Annotated in this window: 19 protein-coding genes, 1 tRNA gene, 1 rRNA gene and 1 riboswitch; of the genes, 15 read left to right on the top strand and 6 right to left on the bottom strand. The window is 64.4% G+C overall.

The features are described 5' to 3' along the window. The first annotated feature begins 277 nt into the window (after window positions 1-277). The 3 genes from rrf (at window position 278) to CXX84_RS18230 (ending at window position 2,574) form a co-directional block, all read left to right on the top strand. Window positions 278-394: ribosomal RNA gene (gene rrf, locus CXX84_RS18240) — 5S ribosomal RNA — on the top strand. Between the two features lie 195 nt (window positions 395-589). Continuing rightward, window positions 590-1,102 carry a hypothetical protein gene (locus tag CXX84_RS18235; RefSeq protein ID WP_102978139.1) on the top strand — a complete coding sequence of 171 codons (513 nt, stop codon included), beginning with the start codon at window positions 590-592 and terminating at the stop codon, window positions 1,100-1,102. Window positions 1,103-1,203: 101 nt separating this feature from the next. Then, a complete protein-coding gene (locus CXX84_RS18230) occupies window positions 1,204-2,574 on the top strand; it encodes an FAD-binding oxidoreductase (protein ID WP_102978138.1) in 1,371 nt (456 codons plus the stop codon). Window positions 2,575-2,576: 2 nt separating this feature from the next. Here CXX84_RS18230 and CXX84_RS18225 read toward each other — a convergent pair whose 3' ends face one another. The 4 genes from CXX84_RS18225 to CXX84_RS18210 form a co-directional block, all read right to left on the bottom strand. After that, the gene (locus CXX84_RS18225; RefSeq protein ID WP_102978137.1) at window positions 2,577-3,995 is read right to left on the bottom strand and encodes a DUF4032 domain-containing protein; all 1,419 of its coding nucleotides are present in this window, start codon (window positions 3,993-3,995) and stop codon (window positions 2,577-2,579) included. 130 nt (window positions 3,996-4,125) lie between these two features. Then, window positions 4,126-5,208: an ABC transporter ATP-binding protein gene (locus CXX84_RS18220; protein WP_102978136.1), complete on the bottom strand. Its 1,083-nt coding sequence runs from the start codon at window positions 5,206-5,208 to the stop codon at window positions 4,126-4,128. Between the two features lie 233 nt (window positions 5,209-5,441). Further along, on the bottom strand, window positions 5,442-6,278 hold the full coding sequence (gene otsB / locus CXX84_RS18215) for a trehalose-phosphatase (protein ID WP_102978135.1): 837 nt from the start codon (window positions 6,276-6,278) through the stop codon (window positions 5,442-5,444). After that, entirely contained in the window at window positions 6,268-7,770 is a 1,503-nt protein-coding gene (locus tag CXX84_RS18210) for a trehalose-6-phosphate synthase (RefSeq protein ID WP_102978134.1), read from the bottom strand. Before CXX84_RS18210 ends, otsB begins: the two co-directional genes overlap by 11 nt. 179 nt (window positions 7,771-7,949) lie before the next feature. On the opposite strand from CXX84_RS18210, the gene CXX84_RS18205 reads away from it, so the two are divergent. The 8 genes from CXX84_RS18205 to CXX84_RS18170 all read left to right on the top strand — a co-directional run bounded on the left by CXX84_RS18205 (window position 7,950) and on the right by CXX84_RS18170 (window position 14,651). After that, window positions 7,950-8,825: a DsbA family protein gene (locus tag CXX84_RS18205; RefSeq protein ID WP_102978133.1), complete on the top strand. Its 876-nt coding sequence runs from the start codon at window positions 7,950-7,952 to the stop codon at window positions 8,823-8,825. 175 nt (window positions 8,826-9,000) lie between these two features. After that, window positions 9,001-9,077: transfer RNA gene (locus CXX84_RS18200), tRNA-Thr, on the top strand. Window positions 9,078-9,160: 83 nt separating this feature from the next. After that, on the top strand, window positions 9,161-9,586 hold the full coding sequence (locus CXX84_RS18195; RefSeq protein ID WP_102978132.1) for a ChaB family protein: 426 nt from the start codon (window positions 9,161-9,163) through the stop codon (window positions 9,584-9,586). A gap of 95 nt (window positions 9,587-9,681) precedes the next feature. Beyond that, window positions 9,682-11,850, top strand: a complete 2,169-nt coding sequence (locus CXX84_RS18190; RefSeq protein ID WP_102978131.1) for an elongation factor G-like protein EF-G2 — start codon at window positions 9,682-9,684, stop codon at window positions 11,848-11,850. Between the two features lie 11 nt (window positions 11,851-11,861). Then, complete coding sequence (locus tag CXX84_RS18185) at window positions 11,862-13,115, top strand: MFS transporter (RefSeq protein WP_102978130.1); 1,254 nt, start codon at window positions 11,862-11,864, stop codon at window positions 13,113-13,115. A 125-nt stretch (window positions 13,116-13,240) separates the two neighbouring features. Continuing rightward, a complete protein-coding gene (locus CXX84_RS18180; RefSeq protein WP_102978129.1) occupies window positions 13,241-13,444 on the top strand; it encodes a hypothetical protein in 204 nt (67 codons plus the stop codon). A gap of 92 nt (window positions 13,445-13,536) precedes the next feature. Beyond that, the gene (locus CXX84_RS18175) at window positions 13,537-13,839 is read left to right on the top strand and encodes a DUF4193 domain-containing protein (RefSeq protein ID WP_079597890.1); all 303 of its coding nucleotides are present in this window, start codon (window positions 13,537-13,539) and stop codon (window positions 13,837-13,839) included. A 263-nt stretch (window positions 13,840-14,102) separates the two neighbouring features. Then, window positions 14,103-14,651, top strand: a complete 549-nt coding sequence (locus CXX84_RS18170; RefSeq protein WP_102978128.1) for a hypothetical protein — start codon at window positions 14,103-14,105, stop codon at window positions 14,649-14,651. A gap of 88 nt (window positions 14,652-14,739) precedes the next feature. Here the strand turns inward: CXX84_RS18170 and CXX84_RS18165 are convergent, their stop codons facing one another. Then, window positions 14,740-16,296 carry an APC family permease gene (locus CXX84_RS18165; protein ID WP_102978127.1) on the bottom strand — a complete coding sequence of 519 codons (1,557 nt, stop codon included), beginning with the start codon at window positions 16,294-16,296 and terminating at the stop codon, window positions 14,740-14,742. Between the two features lie 221 nt (window positions 16,297-16,517). On the opposite strand from CXX84_RS18165, the gene CXX84_RS18160 reads away from it, so the two are divergent. After that, entirely contained in the window at window positions 16,518-16,997 is a 480-nt protein-coding gene (locus CXX84_RS18160) for a Dps family protein (RefSeq protein WP_102978126.1), read from the top strand. 100 nt (window positions 16,998-17,097) lie between these two features. Here CXX84_RS18160 and CXX84_RS18155 read toward each other — a convergent pair whose 3' ends face one another. Next, window positions 17,098-18,663 carry an MFS transporter gene (locus CXX84_RS18155; protein WP_102978125.1) on the bottom strand — a complete coding sequence of 522 codons (1,566 nt, stop codon included), beginning with the start codon at window positions 18,661-18,663 and terminating at the stop codon, window positions 17,098-17,100. 66 nt (window positions 18,664-18,729) lie between these two features. Between CXX84_RS18155 and CXX84_RS18150 the strand changes: the two genes are divergently transcribed. The 3 genes from CXX84_RS18150 to gcvT all read left to right on the top strand — a co-directional run bounded on the left by CXX84_RS18150 (window position 18,730) and on the right by gcvT (window position 23,703). Next, window positions 18,730-19,269, top strand: coding sequence for a TetR/AcrR family transcriptional regulator (locus tag CXX84_RS18150; RefSeq protein WP_102978144.1), 540 nt, complete (start codon window positions 18,730-18,732; stop codon window positions 19,267-19,269). A 92-nt stretch (window positions 19,270-19,361) separates the two neighbouring features. Beyond that, window positions 19,362-19,460, top strand: a riboswitch (glycine riboswitch). 176 nt (window positions 19,461-19,636) lie between these two features. Beyond that, window positions 19,637-22,531, top strand: coding sequence for an aminomethyl-transferring glycine dehydrogenase (gcvP, locus tag CXX84_RS18145; protein WP_102978124.1), 2,895 nt, complete (start codon window positions 19,637-19,639; stop codon window positions 22,529-22,531). Between the two features lie 11 nt (window positions 22,532-22,542). Next, complete coding sequence (gcvT, locus tag CXX84_RS18140) at window positions 22,543-23,703, top strand: glycine cleavage system aminomethyltransferase GcvT (RefSeq protein ID WP_102978123.1); 1,161 nt, start codon at window positions 22,543-22,545, stop codon at window positions 23,701-23,703. Window positions 23,704-23,708 lie beyond the last annotated feature (5 nt).

Genomic DNA, 23,708 nt, shown 5'->3' with positions numbered 1-23,708 from the left:
TGGAAGCGAGGACTAACGACTCGTGAAGCTGACCGGTACTAATAGGCCGATAACTTACACCACACACCCACCCCGCAAACGGATTCAAAAGCGTTTGCAACCAGGGGCGGGTAAAAAGAAAACAAGGCTGCTTGCGTCCACTATGTGGTTCCCAAACAACAAACCCAGGTTCGTTGTCAGGGAACACCAACTACATACACAACACCACAACTGCCTTCAACAGCAGAAGTTGTAACCACAAAGATTTCCCACCCCCACCAGGGTGCGGAGCAAGGGTTACGGCGGTCATAGCGTGGGGGAAACGCCCGGTCCCATTCCGAACCCGGAAGCTAAGACCCACAGCGCCGATGGTACTGCACCCGGGAGGGTGTGGGAGAGTAGGTCACCGCCGGACACACATTAAGAGTAGGGCCCTGACAACAACGTCAGGGCCCTACTGCTTTAACCACCACCTCAGCCCACCACCCCAGCGCCGCCAGCGCGGGCCCAGGACCTCACCCGGTAACAGCAGGACGGCAGCCGGCGGCAGAGCAGAGCCTGCAGGATATGAGCGGGCGAGTGCGGACGGGGGACGGTAAAGTGGAGCACCATGAGCAGCCTCTTCAGCCACGCACAGGAGCCTTCCGGGAACGACGGCCAGTCCGGACTTGAGATGCTGGGCCCGGTTGTAGCCACGGTTGTAGTACCTGGCAGCGTGGCTCACGCATTTGCCGGTTTCACCGATCACACGCACTTGTGGTGGCCGCTGGAAGCACATGGCGTTTACGGTGCGGGCTCCTATGTGGAATTCGAGGAAAACCTCATCCTGGAGACTGCTGACGATGGACGGACAACCATCTGGGGAACCTTGGATGACTGGCAGCCTCCGTTGTCGTTCCATGCAACCTGGCATCCCGGCAGCACCGCACTGTGGTCAACTGAGCTGCTGGTCGTCTTCCGGTCGGTTCGTGACGGTGTGGAAGTGCGGGTGTTCCACGAGGGATGGGAGGGCGCTGAGGACCCGGCAGCCACCCGTGCCAAGTACTCGGCCGCGTGGCCAGAGATCCTGGGCAGATATGCGCGTTTCATGGGTGCGTCGGACGCCCCGGTTGTCAGGGGCTAATGACTTCCACTCCTCCACTGCTGACCTGACTCTTATCCGGCCAGCAGCACCGTGTGCCAGCCCTAGACTGGAGGAACACGTGCGTTGACGGATGGAGCCTTGTGGGAAGCATAGTTGATGAGCTCGGGACGGTCCTTGCGCCGGGGCAGGTGGACGTAGGCGAAGCGGCTCTCCGCCGGTACGCGATAGACCAAGCCCCCATCATCGACTTCCAGCTGCCGCTGGCAGTGGTCTTTCCGGAATCCGTAGCCGACGTCCAGGCTGTTGTTCGTGCATGCGCGGACAGCAGTGTTGCCTTGGTGCCGCGTGGAGCCGGGACTGGGGTGTCGGGCGGTGCGCACGCTACAAGGAACTGCATCATCATGTCCCTCGAGCGCATGGACCGGATCCTCGCGCTCAATCCGGATGATGAAACCGCTGTGGTGGAGCCTGGGGTGGTCAACGCGGTCCTCAATGAGGCGGCCGCCGTGCACGGATTGATGTATGCGCCTGATCCCGCCAGCTTCCGCACGTCCACCATCGGCGGGAACGTGGCCACCAACGCGGGCGGGCTGCGTTGCGCAAAGTACGGAGTGACACGGGACTCCGTCCTAGCACTGGATGTGGTGCTGGCAGACGGCTCGCTCATCCATACCGGCCACCAAACCTTCAAGGGCGTGGCAGGCTACGACCTCACGGGGCTTTTCGTTGGATCCGAAGGGACGCTCGGTATCGTGGTAGGCGTTACTGTCCGGTTGAAGTACCTGCCGCGGGAAATCCACACCGTAGCTGCTTTCTATCCAGACTTTCGTCTTGCCACCGCAGGCGTCCTGGCAGTGGGCAGGGCCCGGGTCCAGCCCGCAATCATGGAATTGCTCGACGGCGGCACGCTGGCCCAGCTTGATGACATCCACGGATCAGACCTCACCGCGCGTGGCCGGTCGCTGCTCCTGATCCAGACGGACGGGTTCGGTGCCGCCGCCGAGGCCCAAGTGGTCCGGGACGTCCTGAGGGCCGGCTGTGCAGCTGTCACTGCTGAAGCCAGCGCCGAGGCTGAACGGCTGGTGGAACTGCGGCGGCACAGCAGAGGGGCCGAGGTGGACGACGAATACCGTGTTGGCGAGGACGTGGCCGTTCCCCGCTCCCGGCTGGTTGACTACGTCGCGGCGCTGGAGGCCATGGCGTCCAGGCACGACGTGCACCTCAAGGTCGTTGCGCATGCCGGGGATGGGAACCTGCACCCGACCTTCTGGATTAACCGCACAGGCCATGGCGTGGATGCGGCTGCCATGGACCGCCTTCAGGAGGTCCTGGACGAATCCGTCACGGCTGCGCTGTCCATGGGTGGAACAATCACGGGTGAGCACGGGGTGGGGCAATACAAGCTGCGTTGGCTGAGCCAGGAACAGCCTGAGCCCGTCAGGGAGCTCCAGCGCAGGATCAAGGACCTGTTTGACCCTGCAGGCATCCTCAATCCCGGGAAGGCCATCTAGCCTTAGTCGTCGGAGTCGGGGTATTCGTCAACTGATTCGTCGTCGCCGTAGCGGGACTCCTCCGTCTCCACCTCAAGGATCTTCAGCATGCCCGTGTCAGGGTTCAGCATGATCGCAGCCTCGTCGCGCCGGTGCCGAAGAATGGAGTCAATGTAGGACTGGACAGCCTCAGCCAATGGGATGTGGCGCTCCTGTTTTTCGGACATGTACCACCGGTGCTCCAGGACCTCGTGCACCACTTCAGCGGGTTCAAGCTTCCCGGACAGGTCCCGCGGAATGGACCTGACAATCGGCTCGAAGATTTGGCTGACCCAGAGATGGGCGCTGTATTCCTCGTCCATCCCGGGGTTGTTGTCCGCGCGGAACGAATCCATGTCGTTGAGGAGCCGGCGGGCCTGGTTTTCCTGGGCGTCGATGCCGGTGAGTCGAAGGAGCCGCCGCTGATGGTGCCCGGCGTCCACCACCTTGGGCTGCAGCTGGATGGTGGAACCGTTCTGCGTGGTCTTGATGGCGTATTCCTCGACGTCGAAGCCGAGTTCGTTGAGTCGGCGGATCCTGGCACTCACACGCCAGCGTTCGCCCAGTTCAAAAGACTCCTTTTCGGTCAGCTCAGCCCAGAGGCGCCGGTAGCTGTCCATAATCAGTTCACTGGTGGCAACCGGGTCCACTTTTTCTTCGATCAGCCCGCCATCGAGGAGGTCCATCAGTTCACCGGCGATATTCACCCGCGCGATCTCAAGATCGTACTCGCGCTGCCCCGTGGACAGGTCCGGATAGAGTTCCCCGGTCTCCGCATCCACCAGGTAGGCAGCGAACGCACCGGCGTCGCGACGAAACAGGGTATTCGAAAGCGACACATCGCCCCAGTAGAAACCGATCAGGTGCAGCCGCACCAGCAGCAGTGCCTGGGCGTCAATAAGCCGCGTCAGCGTGTCCTTGCGGAGCATTTGGGAGAACAGGGCGCGGTAAGGCATGGAAAACTTCAAATGCCTGGTGACCAGCACAGGGTTCAGGGGCCGGCCGTCAAGGGTGGTGCGGCCGGTGATGACGGCTACGGGCTCCACGCAGGGGACGTCCAGCCGGGCCAGCTTGCGGAGCATGTGGTATTCGTGACGCGCGACGTGCTCGGACGTTTCCTTGATGGCGATAACGGAACCGCCCAGATGGGCGAAGCGCACGATGTGCCGGGAGATGCCGCGGGGGAGGGCAGCCAGGTTCTCCGCCGGCCAGTCCTCAAGCGCGATATGCCAGGGCAGGTCCAGCAGCTCGGGATCAGCTGCAGCCGCCGTGATATTCAGTGAGCTGGAGACCGAGGCGAGCTTGCCGTCGTCCGCACTCGCGGCCACAAACCGCGGGAGCTTCCCGACCTGCGCGTAGTCGGTGGGTTCATCGTGCCACTGGGCGCTGTATTCCTCGGTCATGGTCCAATTCTTCCGTACGTCGGGGTGTCCGGCTAATTTCTTCTGCAGGTGAGGTTAACAGCCGACGGCGGCCTTCCGGTGAGGAAGGCCGCCGTCAGTTTCTAGCGGTGTTACGTTAGGGCGCCCTGGATCAGTCGCCCAGGCGCAGGCCGGTCTTGGTGTCGAAGAGGTGCACGTGGCCCGACTGCGGACGGACGTAGATGACCTCGCCCTTCATCGGGGGGCGGCGACCGTCGACGCGTGCCACGATGTCGTGGTCCTTGCCATCAAGCGTGGTGTGCCCGTAGACGTAGGCGTCGGCACCGAGTTCTTCGACGACGTCGACTTCAACCTTCAGGCCTTCGCCCTGGGGAGCGGTCTCAAGGTCTTCCGGACGGCTTCCGAGGGTAACCGTGGAGCCGTGTGCCTCTTCCAGGACGTTACGCGGCACGGGGTAAACCGTTCCGCCGAACTGGACGCCGCCGTCGACGACGGGGAGCTCGAGCAGGTTCATGGCGGGGGATCCGATGAAGCCGGCAACGAAGACGTTCTTGGGCTTGTCGTAGAGGTTGCGCGGGGTGTCCACCTGCATGAGCAGGCCGTCCTTCAGCACAGCAACGCGGTCACCCATGGTCATGGCCTCGACCTGGTCGTGGGTCACGTAGACCGTGGTGACGCCAAGGCGGCGGGTCAGGGAGGCAATCTGCGTGCGGGTCTGGACGCGGAGCTTGGCGTCCAGGTTGGAAAGCGGCTCATCCATGAGGAAGACCTGCGGGTTACGCACGATGGCGCGGCCCATGGCAACACGCTGGCGCTGACCACCGGAGAGCGCCTTGGGCTTGCGGTCGAGGTACTGCTCGAGGTCGAGAAGCTTGGCAGCTTCGCGGACGCGCTCGGCGCGCTCTTCCTTGGAGACGCCGGCGATCTTCAGGGCGAAGCCCATGTTGTCGGCCACAGTCATGTGCGGGTACAGCGCATAGTTCTGGAAAACCATCGCGATATCGCGGTCCTTGGGCGGAACGTCGGTGACGTCACGGTCACCGATCAGGATGCGGCCTGCGTTGACGTCCTCGAGGCCTGCCAGCATGCGCAGGGAGGTGGACTTGCCGCAACCGGAGGGTCCAACGAGGACCAGGAATTCGCCATCGGCGATGTCGATGTTGAGCTTATCGACGGCGGGCTTTTCTGTGCCCGGGTACAGACGCGTAGCGTTATCAAAAGTAACTGTAGCCACAGTTATCAATCCCTTCACCGGCAGGTACGTGCCGGACGATCCGTTGTGAATGGTTCATGTTTGTTCAATTTTGTACTGCACGCACCGGTTAGCAGAGGCCATCTGGCACAGAATGTAACGCCGCACGGTTCTTGTGCGCCACATCACAAGCAAGAGTATGTCAGATGTTCCACTAATGGTTGTAAATGTTACGGACGTCACAGGTGAGCTTGGGCACCCCGCGCCGGCGGCTTTTACCCCGCTGGGCTCCCGGGTTCTTCTTCCGCGACGGCGATACTGCGTTCCTGAAGGAGCGCCTCAAGCAGTTCAGCCACGTGGACGGGGGCCTCGACCCGGTACTCGGCCTGGGTGAAGTCCAGGCCCACTTTCACGCCCACATCCCCCGACTCCAGGCGCGCCAGCGCGTCCTCGTCCGTGGTGTCATCCCCGGCGAACAGCACCCCGGTGGCGCCGGTCACCTGCCGGAGGAAGGTAACGCCTTCGCCTTTGGACGCGTTGACTACAGAGGTTTCCAGGACCCGCTTGCCGTCCTTGAGGAAGACCCCCTTCCGGTCCTGCAATACGGAACGCGCAGCCGCCACGGCATCTGCGGCGACGTCATCGGCGGCGAGGCGGGTGTGCAGGACCACTCCTGCGGGTTTGTCTTCGAGCATGGTCCCCGGCGCCTCGTCGACGATGTCTGCCAGGACGGCACGCACGTCGGCGAGGAGTGCTTTTTGCCGTTCATCCAGGGTCAGGCCGGTGGAGCCCGGGCCGAGCCATGCTTCTGCTCCGTGGCTTCCGATGAGGAGTGTGTCCACGGGCGGGGAGGCGACCGTGCGCAGGCTGGCGAGGGCGCGGCCTGAGATGAGTGCCGTCGTCGTTCGCGGAAGGACGGCGAGCCCGGCGAAAGCCGCTGCCGAGCGCGGCAGCGGCCGCGCGTCGTCGGCGTGGCCCACGATGGGTGCCATCGTTCCATCGAAGTCCATGGCCACCAGCAGGTGCTCCGTCCGGGCGATCTGCCGGATGGCCTGACGGAGTTCCGGTGTCAGCGTGAGCTTTTCCTTTGCGTGGCGGGCCTCATGAGTCATCGCGGACCACCTTTTCGTTGAGGGCCTGCAGGAAGTCGGCGGACCAGTGATCCACATCGTGCTCGAGGATTTGCTTGCGCATGGCCCGCATCCGGCGGGATGCATCCCGCGGTGCCATTTCCACGGCCCGCATCACGGCGCTCTTGAGCCCGTCGATATCGTGCGGGTTCATTAACAGGGCCTGCTTGAGCTGGTCCGCTGCGCCGGCGAATTCACTGAGGACCAGGGCGCCGTCATTGTTCGTCCGTGCAGTGACGTACTCCTTGGCAACCAGGTTCATGCCGTCCCGGAGGGCAGTGACCAGCATGACATCAGCGGCCAGGTACAGCGCAACCATCTCCTCCACGGGATAGCTGTGGTGCAGGTACCGCACTGCGGTGTTCTCGATGGTGTCGTACGTGCCGTTGATATGGCCCACAGTGCCCTCCACCTCCTCGCGCAGGAGCCGGTACTGCTCAACACGCTCGCGACTGGGGCTGGCCACCTGGATCAGGGTGGCGTCTCCGACGGAGAGCTTTCCGTCTGCCAGGAGTTCCTCGAAGGCCTTAAGCCGGTGCCTGATGCCCTTCGTGTAGTCCAGGCGGTCGACGCCGAGCAGGATGGTCTTCGGGTTCCCCAGGTCCTGGCGGATTTGGCGGGCCCGCTCAATAATCTCCGGTTTGGCGGCGAGCTCGCTGATCTGCCGGACGTCGATTGAGATGGGGAAGGCCTGGGCCCGGGCAATGTGCGTAACCTGGCCGTCCTGGCCCTTTACGTGGACCTGCTGCTGCTTAACGCTGGCGCCCAGGAAGCGGCGTGCGGAGCGCATGAAGTTGCCGGCATCGCTGGGCCGCTGGAAACCCACCAGGTCCGCGCCCAAAAGTCCGTCGATGATGGCCTGGCGCCACGGCAGCTGGGCAAAGATCTCCGGCGGGGGGAAGGGGATGTGGTTGAAGAACCCGATGCGGAGGTCAGGCCGGGCTTCGCGCAGCATGCGCGGGACCAGTTGGAGCTGGTAGTCCTGCACCCACACCGTGGCGCCCTGGTCGGCGTGCTGGACAACGGCGTCTGCGAACCTGCGGTTGACCTTGCGGTAGGCATCCCACCACGTTCGGTGGAACTCCGGCGGGGCGATGACGTCATGGTAGAGCGGCCAAAGGGTGGCGTTGGAAAACCCCTCGTAGTACAGCTCCACGTCATCGGTGCTGAGCTGGACTGGGACGAGGTCCATGCCGCCGTGGCTGAAGGGTGCCACCGTTTCGTCCGGCGCGCCGTGCCACCCCACCCAGGCGCCGTCCGTCTTGGTCATCATGGGGGCCAGCGCAGTCACCAGGCCACCTGGGGAGCGGCGCCACCCGGAGCCGTCATCACCTCTCTCCCCGGGAGCACAACGGTCCACGGGCAGTCTGTTCGACACCACCATGAAGTCATACCTGGTGTCTACGCCGTGGCCGGATCCGGCGGCGCCGGACGTCGCCGGAGCGGTGGATTTTTCTTGGACGGGTGTTTGCATTGCGGCCCCCTGGGGTTGCTTGTGCCTCTCAGCCAACCCTAACGGGACGGAATCTTCCGTGCTATTCGTCCGTTGGTCAATCCGGCTAATACTTGAAGGAGCAAGCTCCCAGCTTTCTCCCCTAAAATGGTGGAGTTGCCACGAAGTGGTCCCCCCACGTCAACCGACCCAAGGAACACATGAGCCCCGCAAACGAAGTACGTAAGTCCAAGGCTGAACGAACCGCGGAGGCGCGCGAAAAAGCGCGCCTGATCCGGGAAGAACAGCAGAAAAAGGACAAGCGCAACAAACTGCTCATCGGCTGGGGCATCGTGGCGGCCGTGGTGGCCATCCTGGCTGTTGTTGCCTTGGTGGTGACCACCAGCATCAGGCAGAACACGCCCATCGCGGACCAGGGGCCCGTTCCCGCCAATGCGAACGTCAACGGCGGCGTGACCCTGCTGGCCAACACTGAGGTCAAGAAAACGGACCCGGCCACCGTGGACCTGGCCAACGTTCCGGCCAAGCCTGACACCCTGCCCAGCCCCGTTGTGGCGCCTGCGGCCGAGGCTGAAGCGGGACAGCCCGTTAAGGTCATTGCCTACATCGACTTCATTTGCCCGGCCTGCCTTCAGTTCGAAAAGGCGTACAGCGACGCCCTGACCAGCCTTCGCAATGAAGGCAAGATCACCATGGAGTACCGGCCGCTGGGCTTCCTGGACCGCCAGTCCAGCACCAACTACTCATCGCGTTCCGCCAATGCTGCCGCCTGCGTCGCTGAAAAGGCTCCCGAAAAGTACGCCGAGTACGTCGATGTCCTTTTCGCCAACCAGCCTGCCGAAGGCGGAGCAGGCCTGTCCGATGACAAACTGAAGTCCCTCGCCAGCGAGATTGGCGCCGACATCAACAGCTGCGTGGACGACAAGACCTTCCGCCCCTACGTGAAGTACTCCACCGAGCTGGCGGCCAACAGCGGGATCACCGGCACGCCTACCGTCTTCATCGACGGCAAGCAGTGGGACGGCCGCTCGGACCTGAACGCTGAAATCCAGTCCGCAATCGACGCCAAGGCCTGACACTGAGGGGCGTCCACAGGACCCCTTCCCGCCCTGCGGCCCGTCCCGGATGTTTCCGGGAACGGGCCGCAGGCGTTTAAGGCCCGGATCACGGGCAGGAGCGGCCGTTTTTACCACCGGCGCCAGGTGGGCTAACCTTATCTAGCGCCGTTCAGGCGCCGGCCCTCAGGGCCGCGCCTCCTTAGCTCAGTTGGCCAGAGCACCGCTCTTGTAAAGCGGGGGTCGTCGGTTCGAATCCGACAGGGGGCTCCATGCATCTCTCTCCTGCACGGGCAACAGCGCTAAGCTGATTTCATCCGAAAAATCAGCCTGCTGATACAAGGAGTGTGGGTACCGTGCCCAAGACCGGCAAGAACGACCACGCCCGCAAGGAAGAGCTGCCCTCCACGCTGCAGCGCTCCGAGCAGAAGGCCCAGGACACGTTCGCCAAAACCTACGATTCAGCCCTCGAAAGCTACGACAATGACGAGGGACGGGCTGCGCGGGCGGCGTACGCCTCCCTCAAGCACAGCTACGAGAAGGTGGGCGACCACTGGGAGCCGAAGGAAAAGCGGGGGCCGTCGGACAAGCGTGCCGAGGAAGGCGTACGCTCATCGGAGCCCACTGCGGGAGGGGTGAATGCAAACGCGTCCAAGGAACATCTGTACAAGCTTGCCCAGGAACTGAAAATCGACGGCCGCTCCAGGATGGACAAGGATGAGCTGGTCAAAGCCATCCAGAAGGCCAACGATGCTGCCACCCGAAAGGCGCGTGGCGGCTAGCCGGGCCTCAGGACTCTTGCCCTTCCACCGCGCAGGGTGTCGAATCAGAGGACACGTTCAGCCCGGGTGAATGGCAAAGACGCCAGGAGGTTCCCATGTCCGTCAAAGGCACCAAGGACTCAGCCAGGACAGCTGGCCGCAATGGGTCCGAGTCGCGCCGCGCAGACGCCTCTGCCGGCATTGCCGCGGAGGACCCGGCCAGGATCCGGAATGTTGCACTGGTGGGCCATTCGGGGGCAGGGAAGACCATGCTGATCGAAGCGCTGCTCGCGGCCAACGGCATGATTACCCGCAAGGGATCCATACCGGACGGGACCACGGTCAGCGATTCGGACCCCGCCGCGGTGCACCAGCAGCGTTCGGTGACGTTGTCCCTTGTGCCGCTGCTGATCGACGGCGTCAAAGTGAACCTCCTGGACACCCCGGGCTACCCGGATTTCATCGGCGAACTCCGCGCGGGCCTGCGGGCAGCCGACGCTGCCATGTTTGTGGTGTCCGCTGTTGACGGCATCGACGCCACGACAGTGGCGCTGTGGGGCGAGTGCCAGCTCAGGCAGCTGCCGCGCGCCGTCGCCATCACCCGCATGGACCACCCGCGGGCAGATTACGACGGCGTCCTGGCCGCATGCCGCCAGGCGTTCGGCGAGGGTGTCCTGCCGCTGTACGTTCCGGTCCCGGCGGGCAGTGAGGTTACCGGCCTGCTGGGACTGTTGTCCGGGACCGTCACGGACTACTCGTCCGGGGAGGCGTCCGCCGTGGTGCGTGCAGCTGATGCCGCCGAGTTGGCCGCGTCCGGGACCGCCAGGGGCGAGCTTATCGAGGGGATCATTGCCGAGAGCGAGGATGAGACGCTGATGGACCGGTATCTGGAAGGTGAGGACATCGATACCGATGTGCTGATCGCCGACCTGGAAACCGCCGTCGAACGCGGAAGGTTCTTCCCCGTCCTGTCCACGTCCGCAGTGAGCGGGCTGGGCACCGCGGAATTGATGGAGGTGCTGGTCCGGGCTTTTCCCTCGCCGCCGCACGGCCACGTGCCCGACGCGACTGACCTGGCCGGGGCACCTGCCGCATCCCTCTCCTGCGATCCCGCGGGGCCGCTGGCGGCGGAGGTCATCCGAACCTCCGTCGATCCCTTCCTCGGCCGGATCTGCCTGGTCCGGGTCTTCTCGGGCACGCTGCGGGAGGATGCACCCGTACATCTGGGCGGCCACGGACTGGCAGACCGCGGCCATCAGGACCACGACTCGGACGAACGCGTTACGCACCTCTACTCTCCGCTGGGTGCCTCGCTGCGCCCGGTGCAGTACTGCGTTTCCGGCGACATGTGCGCCGTGGCCAAAGTGGGAAGCGCTGAAACCGGAGACACCATCTCAGGGCGGGACCGGCCGCTGCTGCTGGCCACCTGGGAAATGCCCGAACCGCTGTTGCCGGTGGCGGTGGAACCGGATTCGCGCAGCGACGAGGACGCACTGGCACGCAGCCTGGGAAAGATCGCGGCCGGTGACCCCACGCTCCGTGTGGAGAGGAATGCGGAAACACATCAACTGGTCCTCTGGTGCATGGGGGAAGCCCACGCTGAGGTGGTCCTGGACAGGTTGCGCGACCAGGGCGTGAAACTGCACACCGTGGACGTGGTGACGCCTTTGCGGGAGACCTTCGCAGGTCCCGCCGCCGGACACGGCCGGCACGTCAAGCAATCCGGGGGCCATGGGCAGTACGCCGTCTGCGACATCGAGGTGGAGCCGCTTCCCCGCGGCGAAGGTTTCGAATTCGTGGACAAAACGGTGGGCGGCGTGATTCCAGGGACGTTCATCCCGTCCGTCGAAAAGGGCGTCCGGGCCCAGCTCGAAAGAGGCGTGAGCGCAGGCTTCCCCGTGGTGGACCTGAAGGTAACTCTCACGGGCGGCAAGGCGCACAGCGTGGATTCCTCCGATGCAGCATTCCAGGCGGCGGGGGCGCTGGCGCTGCGGGAAGCGGCGGCAGCAGGGCGCATCCAGCTGCTTGAACCGGTGTCAGCGGTGACCATTACCGTGGCCGATGAGCATGTAGGGTCCGTGATGAGTGACCTGTCGGCCCGCCGTGGCCGCTTGACCGGCACTACGTCCTCCGGTGAGGGCCTGACCGAGATCAGCGCCGAAGTTCCGGACCAGGAACTCCTGCGGTACGCCGTGGATCTGCGGGCCCTGACCGCCGGGACCGGCCGCTTCCGCCGCCGCTACCTGCGGCACGACCCAGTACCCGCAAGCTTCAGCGCTTCGTAGCCGCCCGCGTTATGAACGCCGCTGCCCGGAAGATCCAGCGGGTATACCTGACGCTGACCCTTGGAAATACCCTGGCGGCCTCATTCATCTGGGGAATCAACACACTCTTCTTGCTGGACGCCGGGTTGAGCAACCTGGAGGCCTTCGCCGCAAACGCCTTCTTCACCGTGGGCATGGTGCTCTTCGAGGTGCCCACCGGTGTGGTGGCGGACGGGTGGGGACGACGGGTGTCCTTCCTGCTGGGGACCGTCACGCTGTCCGCATCCACCTTCCTGTATTACCTTCTGTGGCAGAACTCCGCTCCGTTCTGGTGGTGGGCCGCCGTCTCTGTCCTGCTGGGCCTCGGCTTTACCTTCTTTTCGGGTGCCGTGGAGGCCTGGCTGGTGGACGCCTTGCGCTTTTCCGGCTACGACGGCGGCCTGGAGGCCGTGCTGGGCCGGGGCCAGATGGTCACCGGGATCGCGATGCTCGCAGGTTCCGTCGCGGGCGGGGTCATCGCCCAGGCAACCAACCTGGGCGTGCCGTTCCTGGTGCGTGTGGGCGTACTGGCGGCGATGTTTGTCGTGGCCTTCCTGCTGATGCACGACGTCGGCTTCACCCCGGAGCGCTCGGCACACCCACTGCGGGCCACACGGGCTGTCCTCAAGGCATCGGTGGACGGCGGCCTCAAACATCCGCCTGTCCGGTACATCATGCTGGCCGCACCCTTCAGCGAAGGCGTGGGCATTTATGTGTTCTACGCCCTCCAGCCGTACCTGCTCCAACTTTTCGGAGATCCCCGGGCCTACGCAATCGCCGGCCTCGCTGCCGCCCTGGTGGCAGGGGCGGACGTTGTGGGCGGATGGATGGCGCCACGCGTCCGGAAACTCGTCAAGCGGCGGACCAGCGTGCTGATCGCCACCAATATCATCAGCGCACTCATCCTGGTGGTCCTGATGTTCACCGATGTTTTTTGGCTGGCACTGGCGCTCCTGGCGCTCTGGGCTGTTGTCTCCTCGGCCGGCACTCCCGTGCGGCAGGCCTACCTGAACGACATGATTGCGTCCAAGCAGCGCGCCACGGTGCTTAGCTTCGATTCCCTGATGGGCTCGGCCGGGGGAGTGGCGGTGCAGCCGGCGCTGGGCCGGACCGCCGACCTCTATGGCTACCCTGAGTCGCTGGCGGTGGGCGGGGCAGTGCAGCTGATTGCCGCACCGTTTATCCTGTTGAGCCGACGCCAGCGCTCGCAGGCGGACACGGCATCCCAGGGGATATCGGAAACCTAGCGGTGCCTGGGGCCGCGATACACGCGCGCATCCCGAACCGGCCGGATCGCTGCCGGCCCTATGACTTAATGCGGGAGAGACGGGCCGGAAACACGGGCACAACAATCGCTGCGTAGGTTGCAGGCATGATCGCACATGTTCTTCAGTCCTTCCGTGCACAGCTGCTTGACCTCTTCACGTATGAGGCAGGCCAGGAGGCGGCCGATGCCCTGGGGGCCGCAACGCGCTGGGGCTGGCTGCCGGCCCTGAGCGGGGTGGCGGTCGGGGGAGAACACGCCCGGCGGAGCCATGCAGAATCCATGACGGGGTCCGGCGAAAAGTCCGCTTAAGCACACTATTGCGCGGGTAGCAGGATGATGCCCTAAACTGCTTCACTGAGGTGCCGGAAATGGTGCTGCGCAGCAACGAAAGTGAACACGCTATGGCTACCGATTACGATGCCCCACGCAAGCAGGAGGAAGAAACTCCGGCGGACTCGCTGGAAGCCCTCCAGGCCTCGCGCGGCGGCAACGCGCAGACCGCAGTCATTGATCTTGATGAGAACGACACTGCCGAAGGCATTGACCTGCCGGGCGCAGATCTTTCCAATGAGGAACTGACGGTCATTGTTGTTCCTGAACAGTCAGATGAGTTCACTTGCTCATCATGCTTCCTGGTCCGCCACCGGTCCCAGGTTGCCCGCGAAAAGAACGGCATGAAGTACTGCCGGGACTGCGAAGGCTGACCCTGCCCTGCGCCTGCCACCCGCGAGGGGTGGACCGCGCTTTGCGTCTCCTGCCGCCGTCGTTATCCCGGTAACGGCCGGGTGCAGAAATGGCGCCGAAACGGTGAAGAACAGCCTGTTTCCGCCGCCTGGATGTATGTGGGCGTGACGCGCAGCGGCGCTCCTTAACGGTTGCGTGGCGAAGCGGCCACAGGCCTCGATCTGTGCCGTAAACGCTCCTACCCTTGAGCTATCCAATCACTCCACACATGGGTGGCTCAACAATGAAAAAGTTCTCCACCTGGCTGGCTGCCATCCTCCTGGCAGCCGGGCTGGGAATCGTGGCACCGGGGCCCGCCTCGGCAACCACATCGTATTGCGGGCTCGCCTGGGGGTCTCTGACGAAGGCCGACCGGGGCATGAGCACCGCCAATGTCACCAACATCCGGACCGGGCAGCACTACTGCTTCGACCGTATGGTGGTGGATCTCAACGGCCCCGCCGCCGGGTACACGGTGCGCTACGTACCCCAGATAGTGCAGGACGGGTCCGGTTTCACCATTCCGGTCCGGGGGAATGCGCGCCTGCAGGTGACGATCAATGCCCCGGCCTACGACGGCACTGGCAATGGCACATATAACCCGTCCGACCAGGCTGAGCTCTCCAACGTTGCCCGCTACCAGACCTTCCGCCAGTTGGCCTGGGCCGGCAGCTTCGAAGGCTACACCAGCGTCGGCGTCGGCGTCCGGGCACGCCTTCCGTTCCGGGTCTTCACTCTTGACGGGCCGGGTTCAGGGTCCCGGCTGGTGGTTGACGTTGCACACTACTGGTGACCATCGGCTGTAGACGCAAAAGGCGCCGTTCCCCGCGAAAACGGGAAACGGCACCATTTGCCTGACCTGTTGGGTTGAGTCCGGCGTCCTACTCCGGCACCACCAGCGCCGGAGTATCGCGCCTGAGCGTTTCCCCGCGGAAGAAACCGGGACGGACCCGGGCCATGATGAGCATGAAAACGGCGCCAGAGGCAAGGATTCCGACGCCCAGGACAAAGACCAGGCCCACGCCGAAGACCTCCGAGCCGCTGCCAAACTCAGGTGCCAGGCTGTCCACGGCCGTCTGGCCGAACACCACGAACAGGCCTACGCCGCCCAGGACAGGGCACAGGAGCCGCAGGATGAGGTTGCGGGCACTGGTGAAGACGCTGTGGCGGAAGTACCAGGCGCAGGCCAGGGCGGTGAGTCCGTAGTAGAAGCAGATCATCAGCCCAAGCGCGAGGATGGTGTCGTTGAGGACGTTTTCGCTGACCACGTGCATGACGGCGTAGAAGCCGGCGGAGACGATGCCGGCAGCCACGGTGGCGAAGCCCGGCGTCGCGAATCTGCTGCTGACCCGGCTGAAGCTCTTAGGCAGCGCCCCGTAGTGCCCCATCGCCAGCAGGCTGCGCGAGGGCGACATGAAGGTGGACTGGAGGGAGGCAGCGGAACTGGACAGGACGGCCATGGACATGAGGATGGCGAAGGGACCCATGATCGGAGAGGCGAGGGCAGTGAAGATGTTTTCGTGGATCTCGGTGTTGTTCAGGCCGTTGCCGGTATCGCCGACGCCGGCGAACATCATGGTGGCGATGCTTACCAGCAGGTAGATGGCAAGGACAATGATGGCAGTAAGGGTTCCGGCAAGGCCTGATGTCTTCTTTCCGTTGGTCGTTTCCTCATTCACAGTCAGGCAGACGTCCCAGCCCCAGTAGACAAAGATGGACAGCGAGATGCCGGCGGCGATTTGCCCGAAGGTCTCGATTTTGGTGACGTCGAACCACTCCCAGCTGAAGGGGATGGCGGTTTCCGACGATGACCAGTTGGCGAAGGCCATGCCCACGAACAGGCCAAGGACCAGCAGCTGGAATCCCACCAGGCTGTACTGGACCAGCTTGGTGGTGTGGAGGCCGCGGTAGCTGACCCAGACCGCCAGCGCCACGAAGACAAAGCAGGTCAGCACGTTCACTGCCTTGTTGGCTGCCAGATCGGCGAGCTCCGGTGAGCCGGTCAGCTGCGAGAGGAAGAGGTAGAAGAAGTCGACGGCGACTCCCGCAAGGTTGGAGAGCACAATGATGTTCGCTGCCAGGAGGCCCCAGCCTCCCATCCAGCCCACCCAGGGGCCGAAGGCCTTGGTGACCCAGGTGAAGGTGGTGCCACTGTCCGGGGAATCGGCGTTGAGTTCCCGGTAGGCCAGCGAGACCAGGATCATGGGGATGAATCCGATCAGGAAGATGACAGGCAGTTGGAGGCCGGCTTCATTGACGGTTGGGCCAAGGGCGCTGGTAAGGGTGTATGCCGGAGCGATCGTGGAAATGCCAAGGACGACGACGGCGAGGAGCCCAAGCTGCCCGCCCTTCAGGCCTTTGGGGCTGATGCCGCCAGTGGCAGGCGAGTGCCGCCTGTTGACGGGAGCTGAGGTGCTGGTGCGGATGGTCTCGGTCATGGCACCACTTTCTGGGAGATGTTGAGACGGGAGTCACTATATGAATGGCGTTCATTTAGTATGCGGGGATGTGACGCAGGACGCAAGGGAAAATATGAACGGCGTTCGTTTATGTCTGCATCCCGTCATTAGTAAGCTCACTGAGAAATCCCCCCGGCAACGGCCTCCGTGTACCGCGGTCCTGATAGCGTCAGGACTACTGGACCCATTGAGGAGGATGCATGAAAGCTTCACCGACACTGACCAACAACCTGCAGGCCGTGCTCGCCGACCTGATCGAGCTGCACATCCAGGGCAAGCAGGCGCACTGGAACATCGTGGGAACCAACTTCCGGGACCTGCACCTGCAGCTGGATGAAATCGTAGACGCTGCCCGCCAGTTTGCCGACGACACCGCAGAGCGGATGCGTGCCCTGCACGCGCTGCCGGATGGCCGCAGCTCCACCGTGGCGGAGTCCACAAGCCTGGCCCAGTTCCCTGAAGGGCTGATCAGCACCAAGGACGCCATTGAGCGCATCGTCGCTGCCCTCGAGGCTGCTGTGGGAACCATGCGCAAGGTTCATGATGAAGTGGATGAAGAGGATCCCACCACTGCAGACCTGCTGCACGAGTTCATTGCCAAGCTGGAGCAGTTCGCCTGGATGGTCAACGCTGAAAACATGAAGCCCACCGCGAGCGTGACGGCCCCCGACGCAAAGTAGTAATCCCCCGGCGGGAGCACCGCCTGGCGCCCGTCCCCGGAGTGACACTCTGTGGGCGGGCGCCTTTTGCTGTCCGCGGCCACCGCCCGGAGGGCCGTTTTCACTTGACTGCCTTGGGCACTTTCCGAAGCACGACGGCGGACAGGACTGCCGCCGTCGCCATCAGTACCAGCCCAATCGCTGCGGTGATGTGCACTCCCGAATCGAAAGCCGTCCCGGCGGCCTGCCGGACAGCGTCGGCCAGGGGCTGCGGCAGGCCGGCCGCCAATTCCATGGCGCCGGCCAGGGTTTCGGCGGCGTGCATTCCCTGGGCGGGGGCCGCTTCAGCGATGCCGGCCGGAAGCCGCAGGTTTTGCTGGTAGGACGCCGTGAGGATTGAGCCCAGGACTGCGGTCCCCAGCAGCGCGCCGACCTCATAGCCCGTCTCGGAAATTGCTGCCGCCGCCCCTGACTTTTCCGGCGGTGCGCTTCCCAGGATGAGGTCATTGGAAATTGTTTCGGCGGTCCCTACGCCCAGCGCGAGGATCAGCAGCGCGGCCAGCAGCAGTGAGGAACCGCCGGCGCCGCTGCCAAAGGTCACCAGGCTGTAGCCGGCAGCGCTCATGGCAAGCCCTGCCGCAACCACGAAGCCGGGGCGGATCTTCCTGACCACCGGAACTACGGCCAGGCCGGCCACCACGGTAGCCGCCAGGGCCGGGATCATGGCCATTCCGGCCGCGGAGGGGGACATTCCCTCGATGAGCTGGAGGTGCTGGGCAAGGAAGAGGATAAATCCGTTGAAGGAGAACAACGCCAGGACGTTGGCCGCAATGGCCATGCTGAAGACCCTGTTCCGGAACAGGGTCATATCCAGCAGGGGGCTGGCCAACCGCTGCTGCCGGCGAACAAAAGCGACGCCCATTGCCAGCCCGAACGCTGTGGTTCCCACGGCTGCGGCGCCGGGGCCTTCAGTGGCAAATTCCTTGATTCCAAAGACCACGGGAGCCATCGTGAACAGCGAAAGCAGGATGCTGGGCACGTCCACTTTCCCGGGGGACGGATCCCTGGATTCCGGGATGAAGGCGGGGCCGAGGACCAGGAGCGGCAGCATGAGGGGCGCGGCCACCAGGAGGACTGCTCCCCACCAGAACTGCTCCACGAGCCACCCGCCAAAGATTGGGCCCAGGGCCGCGCCGCCCGAAAAACCGGCCGCCCAGATGGCGATGGCCAGCCGCCGCCGGCTGGGGTCCGGGAAGATGTTGCGGATCAGGGACAGGGTTGAGGGCATCAGCATGGCGCCGAAGAAACCCAGCGCCGCCCTGCCTGCGATGAGCCATGCGGCGCTGGGAGCAAAAGCGGTCACTGCCGATACCGCTGCAAAACCAATGCTCCCGATAATAAGCAGCCGCCGTCGTCCGATCCTGTCGCCCAGGCTCCCCATGGCAACCAGCAGCCCGGCCAGGACCAGCGGATAGGCGTCGACGATCCAGAGGAGCTCAACGCCCGAGGTGCGCAGCGCCCCCGCAATGGCGGGCAAGGCGAACGTCAGCGCTGTGTTGTCCACTGCAACCAAGAGGACGGGGAACATCAGCAATCCCAGGGCTAGCCAGTCCCGCCACGTGCCCCTAAGGTGCTGGCCGGAAGGCGGGATGGTGGTCCCGGCGCGGGGAGGGGCGGAGAATGTCATGAAATAACTATACCGTCCAGACGGTACAGTTAAGAAATCAAATCCTGACAATGGATGATGGGAACCATGGCCAGAAAACCAGTAGCGCGGGATGCCGTTCTCGACGCCTTTGAAGAACTCCTCATCGATGTGGGGGAAAGGGCCGCCACGCTGGACGCGGTGGCCAAGCGGGCCGGAGTCTCCAAGGGTGGCCTGCTGTACCACTTCCCCAACAAGGAAGCGCTGATCACAGCCACGCTTGAACGGCTGGACCGGCTGGCGGGGGAGGACCTGGCCGCCATGGCCGCCGCGCCGGAGGGTGCTGCTGCCTATTTCATCCGGTCATCACTTTGGTCCGATACGCCCATGGACCGCTCGTTCGTTGCTGCCACCCGCCTGGCGGAGGTGGCGCACGAGGACGCCCGGCGCCGCTTCGCCGCCATCCAGCAGCAGTGGCTGGAACTCATCGGAAAGGATGTGGGAAAGGCCATGGCAAAGGCGGTGCTTTACATGGGGGATGGGCTGTATTTCAACGCCATGTGGGAAAGCGGCCCGGCCGGGAACGCCGCGGGCAGGCGGGAAGACGTGCAGGAACTTCTCGCAGCAGTGGAGCGGCTGAGGAGCTGACTGCTATTTGCCCCGTGGCCCACTGCATAGGACAATTAGCCATGTGTGGACCGCCACCGGCGCCCGCAAAAACAATTCAAATGAATAGCCTTTGATCTGCGGCGGGAGAGTTCTGCCAGAAGGTACAAGCAGGCGCCGTAGGAGCAAAACCTCCCCAGGAATCTCACAGGCCCATGTACCGCCGCGGCGAGGCACCTCTGGAAAGCAGCAGGTTGTCCGCGCGGATCCCCTCCAGGGAATCCGGACAGTTGTGTTCACCGACGGTGCAAGCGGGGCCGGCTCAGGGCGGCAACGCGGAAACTCTCAGGTCCAATACAGAGCGGGGAGGAACACGAATCGATGTGGCGTACCCTGCGCCGCCTTAGTTATGGAGTTCCTCGTGACTGTATCTCCGGCCTCCGCCACCACCCGGGCCACCGCCGCCCCGGCTTCTGCCGCTGCCTTTGTTGACCGGCACATTGGTGCCCGTCGCGACTCCGACGTCGGCTTCATGCTCAAGGCCGTGGGCTACGACACCGTGGACGCGCTGGTTGATACTGCTGTCCCCAAGGACATCAGGCAGGACGCCCCGCTGGAATTGGCGGGTGCGCTGAGCGAGGTGCAGGCCCTTGCTGAACTCCGCCGGTTGGCTGCCAGGAACAAGACCGCGGTGCAGATGATCGGGCAGGGCTACTACGACACCGTGACCCCGCCGGTGATCCGCCGCAACATCCTCGAGAGCCCGGCCTGGTACACCGCCTACACCCCGTACCAGCCGGAGATTTCCCAGGGCCGGCTCGAGGCGCTGCTGAACTTCCAGACCATGGTCCAGGACCTGGTGGCACTTCCCATCGCCAACGCCTCCCTGCTGGACGAAGCCACTGCCGTGGCCGAGGCCGTGCTCATGATGCGCAGGGCCAATAAGAACAAAGATGCCCGCGAGGGTAAGACAGTGCTGGATGCAGACTGCCTGCCGCAGACCATCGCCATCGTGAAGGGCCGCGCCGAAGCCCTCGGCTTCGAGGTGGAGATCGCCGACCTCACCAACGGCCTGCCCGACGGCGCCATCAACGGCGTCGTCCTGCAGCAGCCAGGGGCTTCCGGCCGGGTCTTTGACCACACCTCCGTGATTGCGGACGCCAAAGAGCGCGGCGCCCTGGTGACCGTTGCCGCGGACCTGCTGGCCCTGACCCTCATCACGCCTCCCGGTGAGCAGGGCGCGGACATTGCCGTCGGCTCGGCGCAGCGCTTCGGCGTCCCGCTGTTTTACGGCGGTCCGCACGCCGCCTACATGGCCGTCCAGAAAGGCCTCGAGCGCTCGATGCCCGGCCGCCTGGTGGGTGTTTCCAAGGACAACGCGGGGACTCCGGCCTACCGCCTGGCCCTGCAGACCCGCGAGCAGCACATCCGGCGTGAAAAAGCGACGTCCAACATCTGCACGGCGCAGGCACTGCTGGCCATCGTCTCGTCCTTCTACGCGGTCTACCACGGCCCGGAGGGCCTGACGGCGATTGCCCACTCCGCCCACAGCCACGCCAAGGGCCTGGCTGCTTCCCTCAAGGCCGCAGGCTTCGAGGTGCTGCACACCAGCTTCTTCGACACCGTCACCGTCTCTGTTCCCGGCAAGGCGGCAGGCATCATTGCCGCGGCTGAGGCCAACGGCATCAATCTGCGGAGCATCGACGCGGACACCGTCGGCTTCTCCACCGATGAAACCACGACGCCGGCAATCGTGGACGGCGTTCTCGCCGCCTTTGGTGCCGGGCCGGCTGAGGCGACGGGCGGCTTCGGACTGGACGCCGCCGTCGAGCGCTCCTCCGATTTCCTGCAGCACCCGGTGTTCAACACCTACCGCTCGGAAACCCAGCTCCTCCGCTACATCCGGAAGCTTTCCGACCGTGACCTGGCGCTGGACCGCACCATGATCCCGCTGGGTTCCTGCACCATGAAGCTGAACGCCACCGCCGAGATGGAAGCCATCTCCTGGCCGGAGTTCGCCTCGATCCACCCGTTTGCCCCGGACTCCCAGACCGAGGGCTGGCGTGAACTGATTGAGGACCTGGAAGCGCAGCTGACCGAGATCACCGGCTACGACCAGGTCTCCATCCAGCCCAACGCCGGTTCCCAGGGCGAGCTCGCCGGGCTGCTTGCCATTCGGGGCTACCACCGCTCCCGCGGGGATGACCAGCGCAACGTCTGCCTGATCCCGGCTTCGGCCCACGGCACCAACGCAGCGTCCGCAGTCCTCGCCGGAATGAAGGTTGTTGTCGTGGCCACCGCCGCCGACGGCACCATCGACCACGCCGACCTGTACGCCAAGATCGAGGCAAACAAGGACGCGCTGTCCTGCATCATGATCACCTACCCGTCCACGCACGGGGTGTACGACGCCGACGTCCGCGAGGTCTGCGACGCCGTCCACGCTGCCGGCGGCCAGGTCTACATTGACGGTGCCAACCTCAACGCCCTCGTCGGTTTGGCGCAGCCGGGGCAGTTCGGCGGCGACGTCTCGCACCTGAACCTGCACAAGACCTTCTGCATCCCGCACGGCGGCGGAGGCCCCGGCGTCGGACCTGTTGCAGCCAAGGCGCACCTCGCACCCTTCATGCCCGGAAACGCGGCAACCTGGACCGAAGGCAGTGACGTTCCCATCTCCGCATCAAAATTCGGTTCCGCCGGCGTGCTCCCCATTTCCTGGGCCTACGTGAAGCTGATGGGCGGCCAGGGACTTACTGAGGCGACCAAGTCGGCGCTGCTCGCGGCGAACTACATCGCGGCTCGGCTGAACGACTTTTTCCCGGTCCTGTACACGGGGGAAGCCGGGCTGGTGGCGCACGAGTGCATCCTGGACCTGCGCGAGCTCACCGCCAGGACCGGCGTTACCGCCGAGGACGTGGCCAAGCGCCTCATCGACTTCGGCTTCCATGCCCCCACACTGTCCTTCCCCGTGGCGGGCACACTTATGGTGGAACCCACTGAGTCCGAGGACCTCGGTGAGATCGACCGCTTCATCGACGCCATGATCGCGATCCGTGCCGAGATCGACCAGGTGGCGGACGGCGACTTCTCCGTGACGGACAGCCCGCTCCGGAACGCGCCGCACACTGCCGCTGCCGCCATCAGCAGCGACTGGGACCGGGCCTACTCCCGGGAGCAGGCCGTATTCCCGGTGAAGTCGCTCAAGCAGGACAAATACTTCCCGCCCGTTGGGCGCATCGACGGCGCGGCCGGGGACCGGAACCTGATCTGCTCCTGCCCGCCATTGTCCGAGTTCGAGAACTAAGGAGGTCCAGCATGGTTGAGAAGTACACCGCCCTCCACGAGGAACACAAGAAGCTGGGCGCGTCCTTTACCGACTTCGGCGGCTGGCAGATGCCCCTGAAGTACAGCTCCGAACTGGCCGAGCACCACGCCGTCCGCAAGAGCGCCGGCCTGTTCGACCTGTCCCACATGGGCGAAGTCTGGGTCACCGGCCCGGACGCCGCAGCCTTCCTGGACTACGCCCTGGTGGGAAAGATTTCCGCCATGGCGGTGGGCAAGGCGAAGTATTCGCTGATCTGCAATGAGGACGGCGGTATTATGGACGACCTCATCATCTACCGCCGGCCTGCCGTTCCAGGCGACGGAGAGGTCGGCGGGGACCGGTTCCTGGTGGTTCCCAACGCAGGCAACGCTGACGTCGTGGCCGCGGCCCTGGCCGAGCGTGCATCGGGATTCAACGTCCAGGTGAACGATGCTTCCGCAGACACCTCGCTGATCGCCGTCCAGGGGCCCAGGGCGCAGGAACTGCTCCTGCGCCTGGTTCCGGCCGCACAGCACGAACTGGTGACGGGGTTGAAGTACTACGCGGCCGTGGAGGTTCCGTTCCTGGTGGGCGGGGCGGGGCAGGATCTCCTGCTCGCCCGTACCGGCTATACCGGTGAGGACGGCTTTGAGATCTTTGTGCCGAACGACGACGCCCCCGCCCTGTGGCAGGCACTCGTCGCCATCGCGGAGGACGGGGAGCTGACCCCTGCGGGCCTGGCGTCCCGCGACTCCCTCCGCCTTGAAGCAGGCATGCCGCTCTACGGTAACGAACTTTCCCTGCAGGGCGACCCCTTCGCCGCCGGCCTGGGACCCGTCGTCGCGCTCTCCAAGGAAGGCGACTTTGTCGGCAAGGCAGCCCTCGCCGCCAGGAAGGAAGCCGGCGCAGGTACAACTGCCGGACGCAGGCTTGTAGGCCTTAAAGGACTCGGCAGGCGCGCGGGCCGTGCGCACTACCCGGTGCTCAAGGACGGCAACGTCGTAGGTGAGGTAACCTCAGGCCAGCCTTCTCCCACCCTTGGGTACCCGATCGCCCTGGCCTGCGTCGACGTCGCGTTCACCGACGTTGGCACTTCCCTGGACATTGATTTGCGAGGTAAGGCAGAGCCGTTCGAAGTCGTCGACCTGCCGTTCTATAAACGCGCCAAGTAACTGGA

This window comes from Arthrobacter sp. AFG7.2 (assembly GCF_002892835.1).
In the GTDB taxonomy this organism is placed as follows: Bacteria; Actinomycetota; Actinomycetes; order Actinomycetales; family Micrococcaceae; genus Arthrobacter.
Note: the sequence above shows the minus strand (reverse complement) of the source record. Positions and strands in the feature narration are given on the sequence as shown.

Bases quoted from the DNA above. Each gene is read 5' to 3' on its own strand.
- CXX84_RS18235 (WP_102978139.1), top strand. From the start codon at position 590: ATGAGCAGCCTCTTCAGCCACGCACAGGAGCCTTCCGGGAACGACGGC.
- CXX84_RS18225 (WP_102978137.1), bottom strand. From the start codon at position 3,995: ATGACCGAGGAATACAGCGCCCAGTGGCACGATGAACCCACCGACTAC.
- otsB (WP_102978135.1), bottom strand. From the start codon at position 6,278: ATGACTCATGAGGCCCGCCACGCAAAGGAAAAGCTCACGCTGACACCG.
- CXX84_RS18210 (WP_102978134.1), bottom strand. From the start codon at position 7,770: ATGCAAACACCCGTCCAAGAAAAATCCACCGCTCCGGCGACGTCCGGC.
- CXX84_RS18205 (WP_102978133.1), top strand. From the start codon at position 7,950: ATGAGCCCCGCAAACGAAGTACGTAAGTCCAAGGCTGAACGAACCGCG.
- CXX84_RS18190 (WP_102978131.1), top strand. From the start codon at position 9,682: ATGTCCGTCAAAGGCACCAAGGACTCAGCCAGGACAGCTGGCCGCAAT.
- CXX84_RS18185 (WP_102978130.1), top strand. From the start codon at position 11,862: ATGAACGCCGCTGCCCGGAAGATCCAGCGGGTATACCTGACGCTGACC.
- CXX84_RS18180 (WP_102978129.1), top strand. From the start codon at position 13,241: ATGATCGCACATGTTCTTCAGTCCTTCCGTGCACAGCTGCTTGACCTC.
- CXX84_RS18175 (WP_079597890.1), top strand. From the start codon at position 13,537: ATGGCTACCGATTACGATGCCCCACGCAAGCAGGAGGAAGAAACTCCG.
- CXX84_RS18170 (WP_102978128.1), top strand. From the start codon at position 14,103: ATGAAAAAGTTCTCCACCTGGCTGGCTGCCATCCTCCTGGCAGCCGGG.
- CXX84_RS18165 (WP_102978127.1), bottom strand. From the start codon at position 16,296: ATGACCGAGACCATCCGCACCAGCACCTCAGCTCCCGTCAACAGGCGG.
- CXX84_RS18160 (WP_102978126.1), top strand. From the start codon at position 16,518: ATGAAAGCTTCACCGACACTGACCAACAACCTGCAGGCCGTGCTCGCC.
- CXX84_RS18155 (WP_102978125.1), bottom strand. From the start codon at position 18,663: ATGACATTCTCCGCCCCTCCCCGCGCCGGGACCACCATCCCGCCTTCC.
- CXX84_RS18150 (WP_102978144.1), top strand. From the start codon at position 18,730: ATGGCCAGAAAACCAGTAGCGCGGGATGCCGTTCTCGACGCCTTTGAA.
- gcvP (WP_102978124.1), top strand. From the start codon at position 19,637: ATGGAGTTCCTCGTGACTGTATCTCCGGCCTCCGCCACCACCCGGGCC.
- gcvT (WP_102978123.1), top strand. From the start codon at position 22,543: ATGGTTGAGAAGTACACCGCCCTCCACGAGGAACACAAGAAGCTGGGC.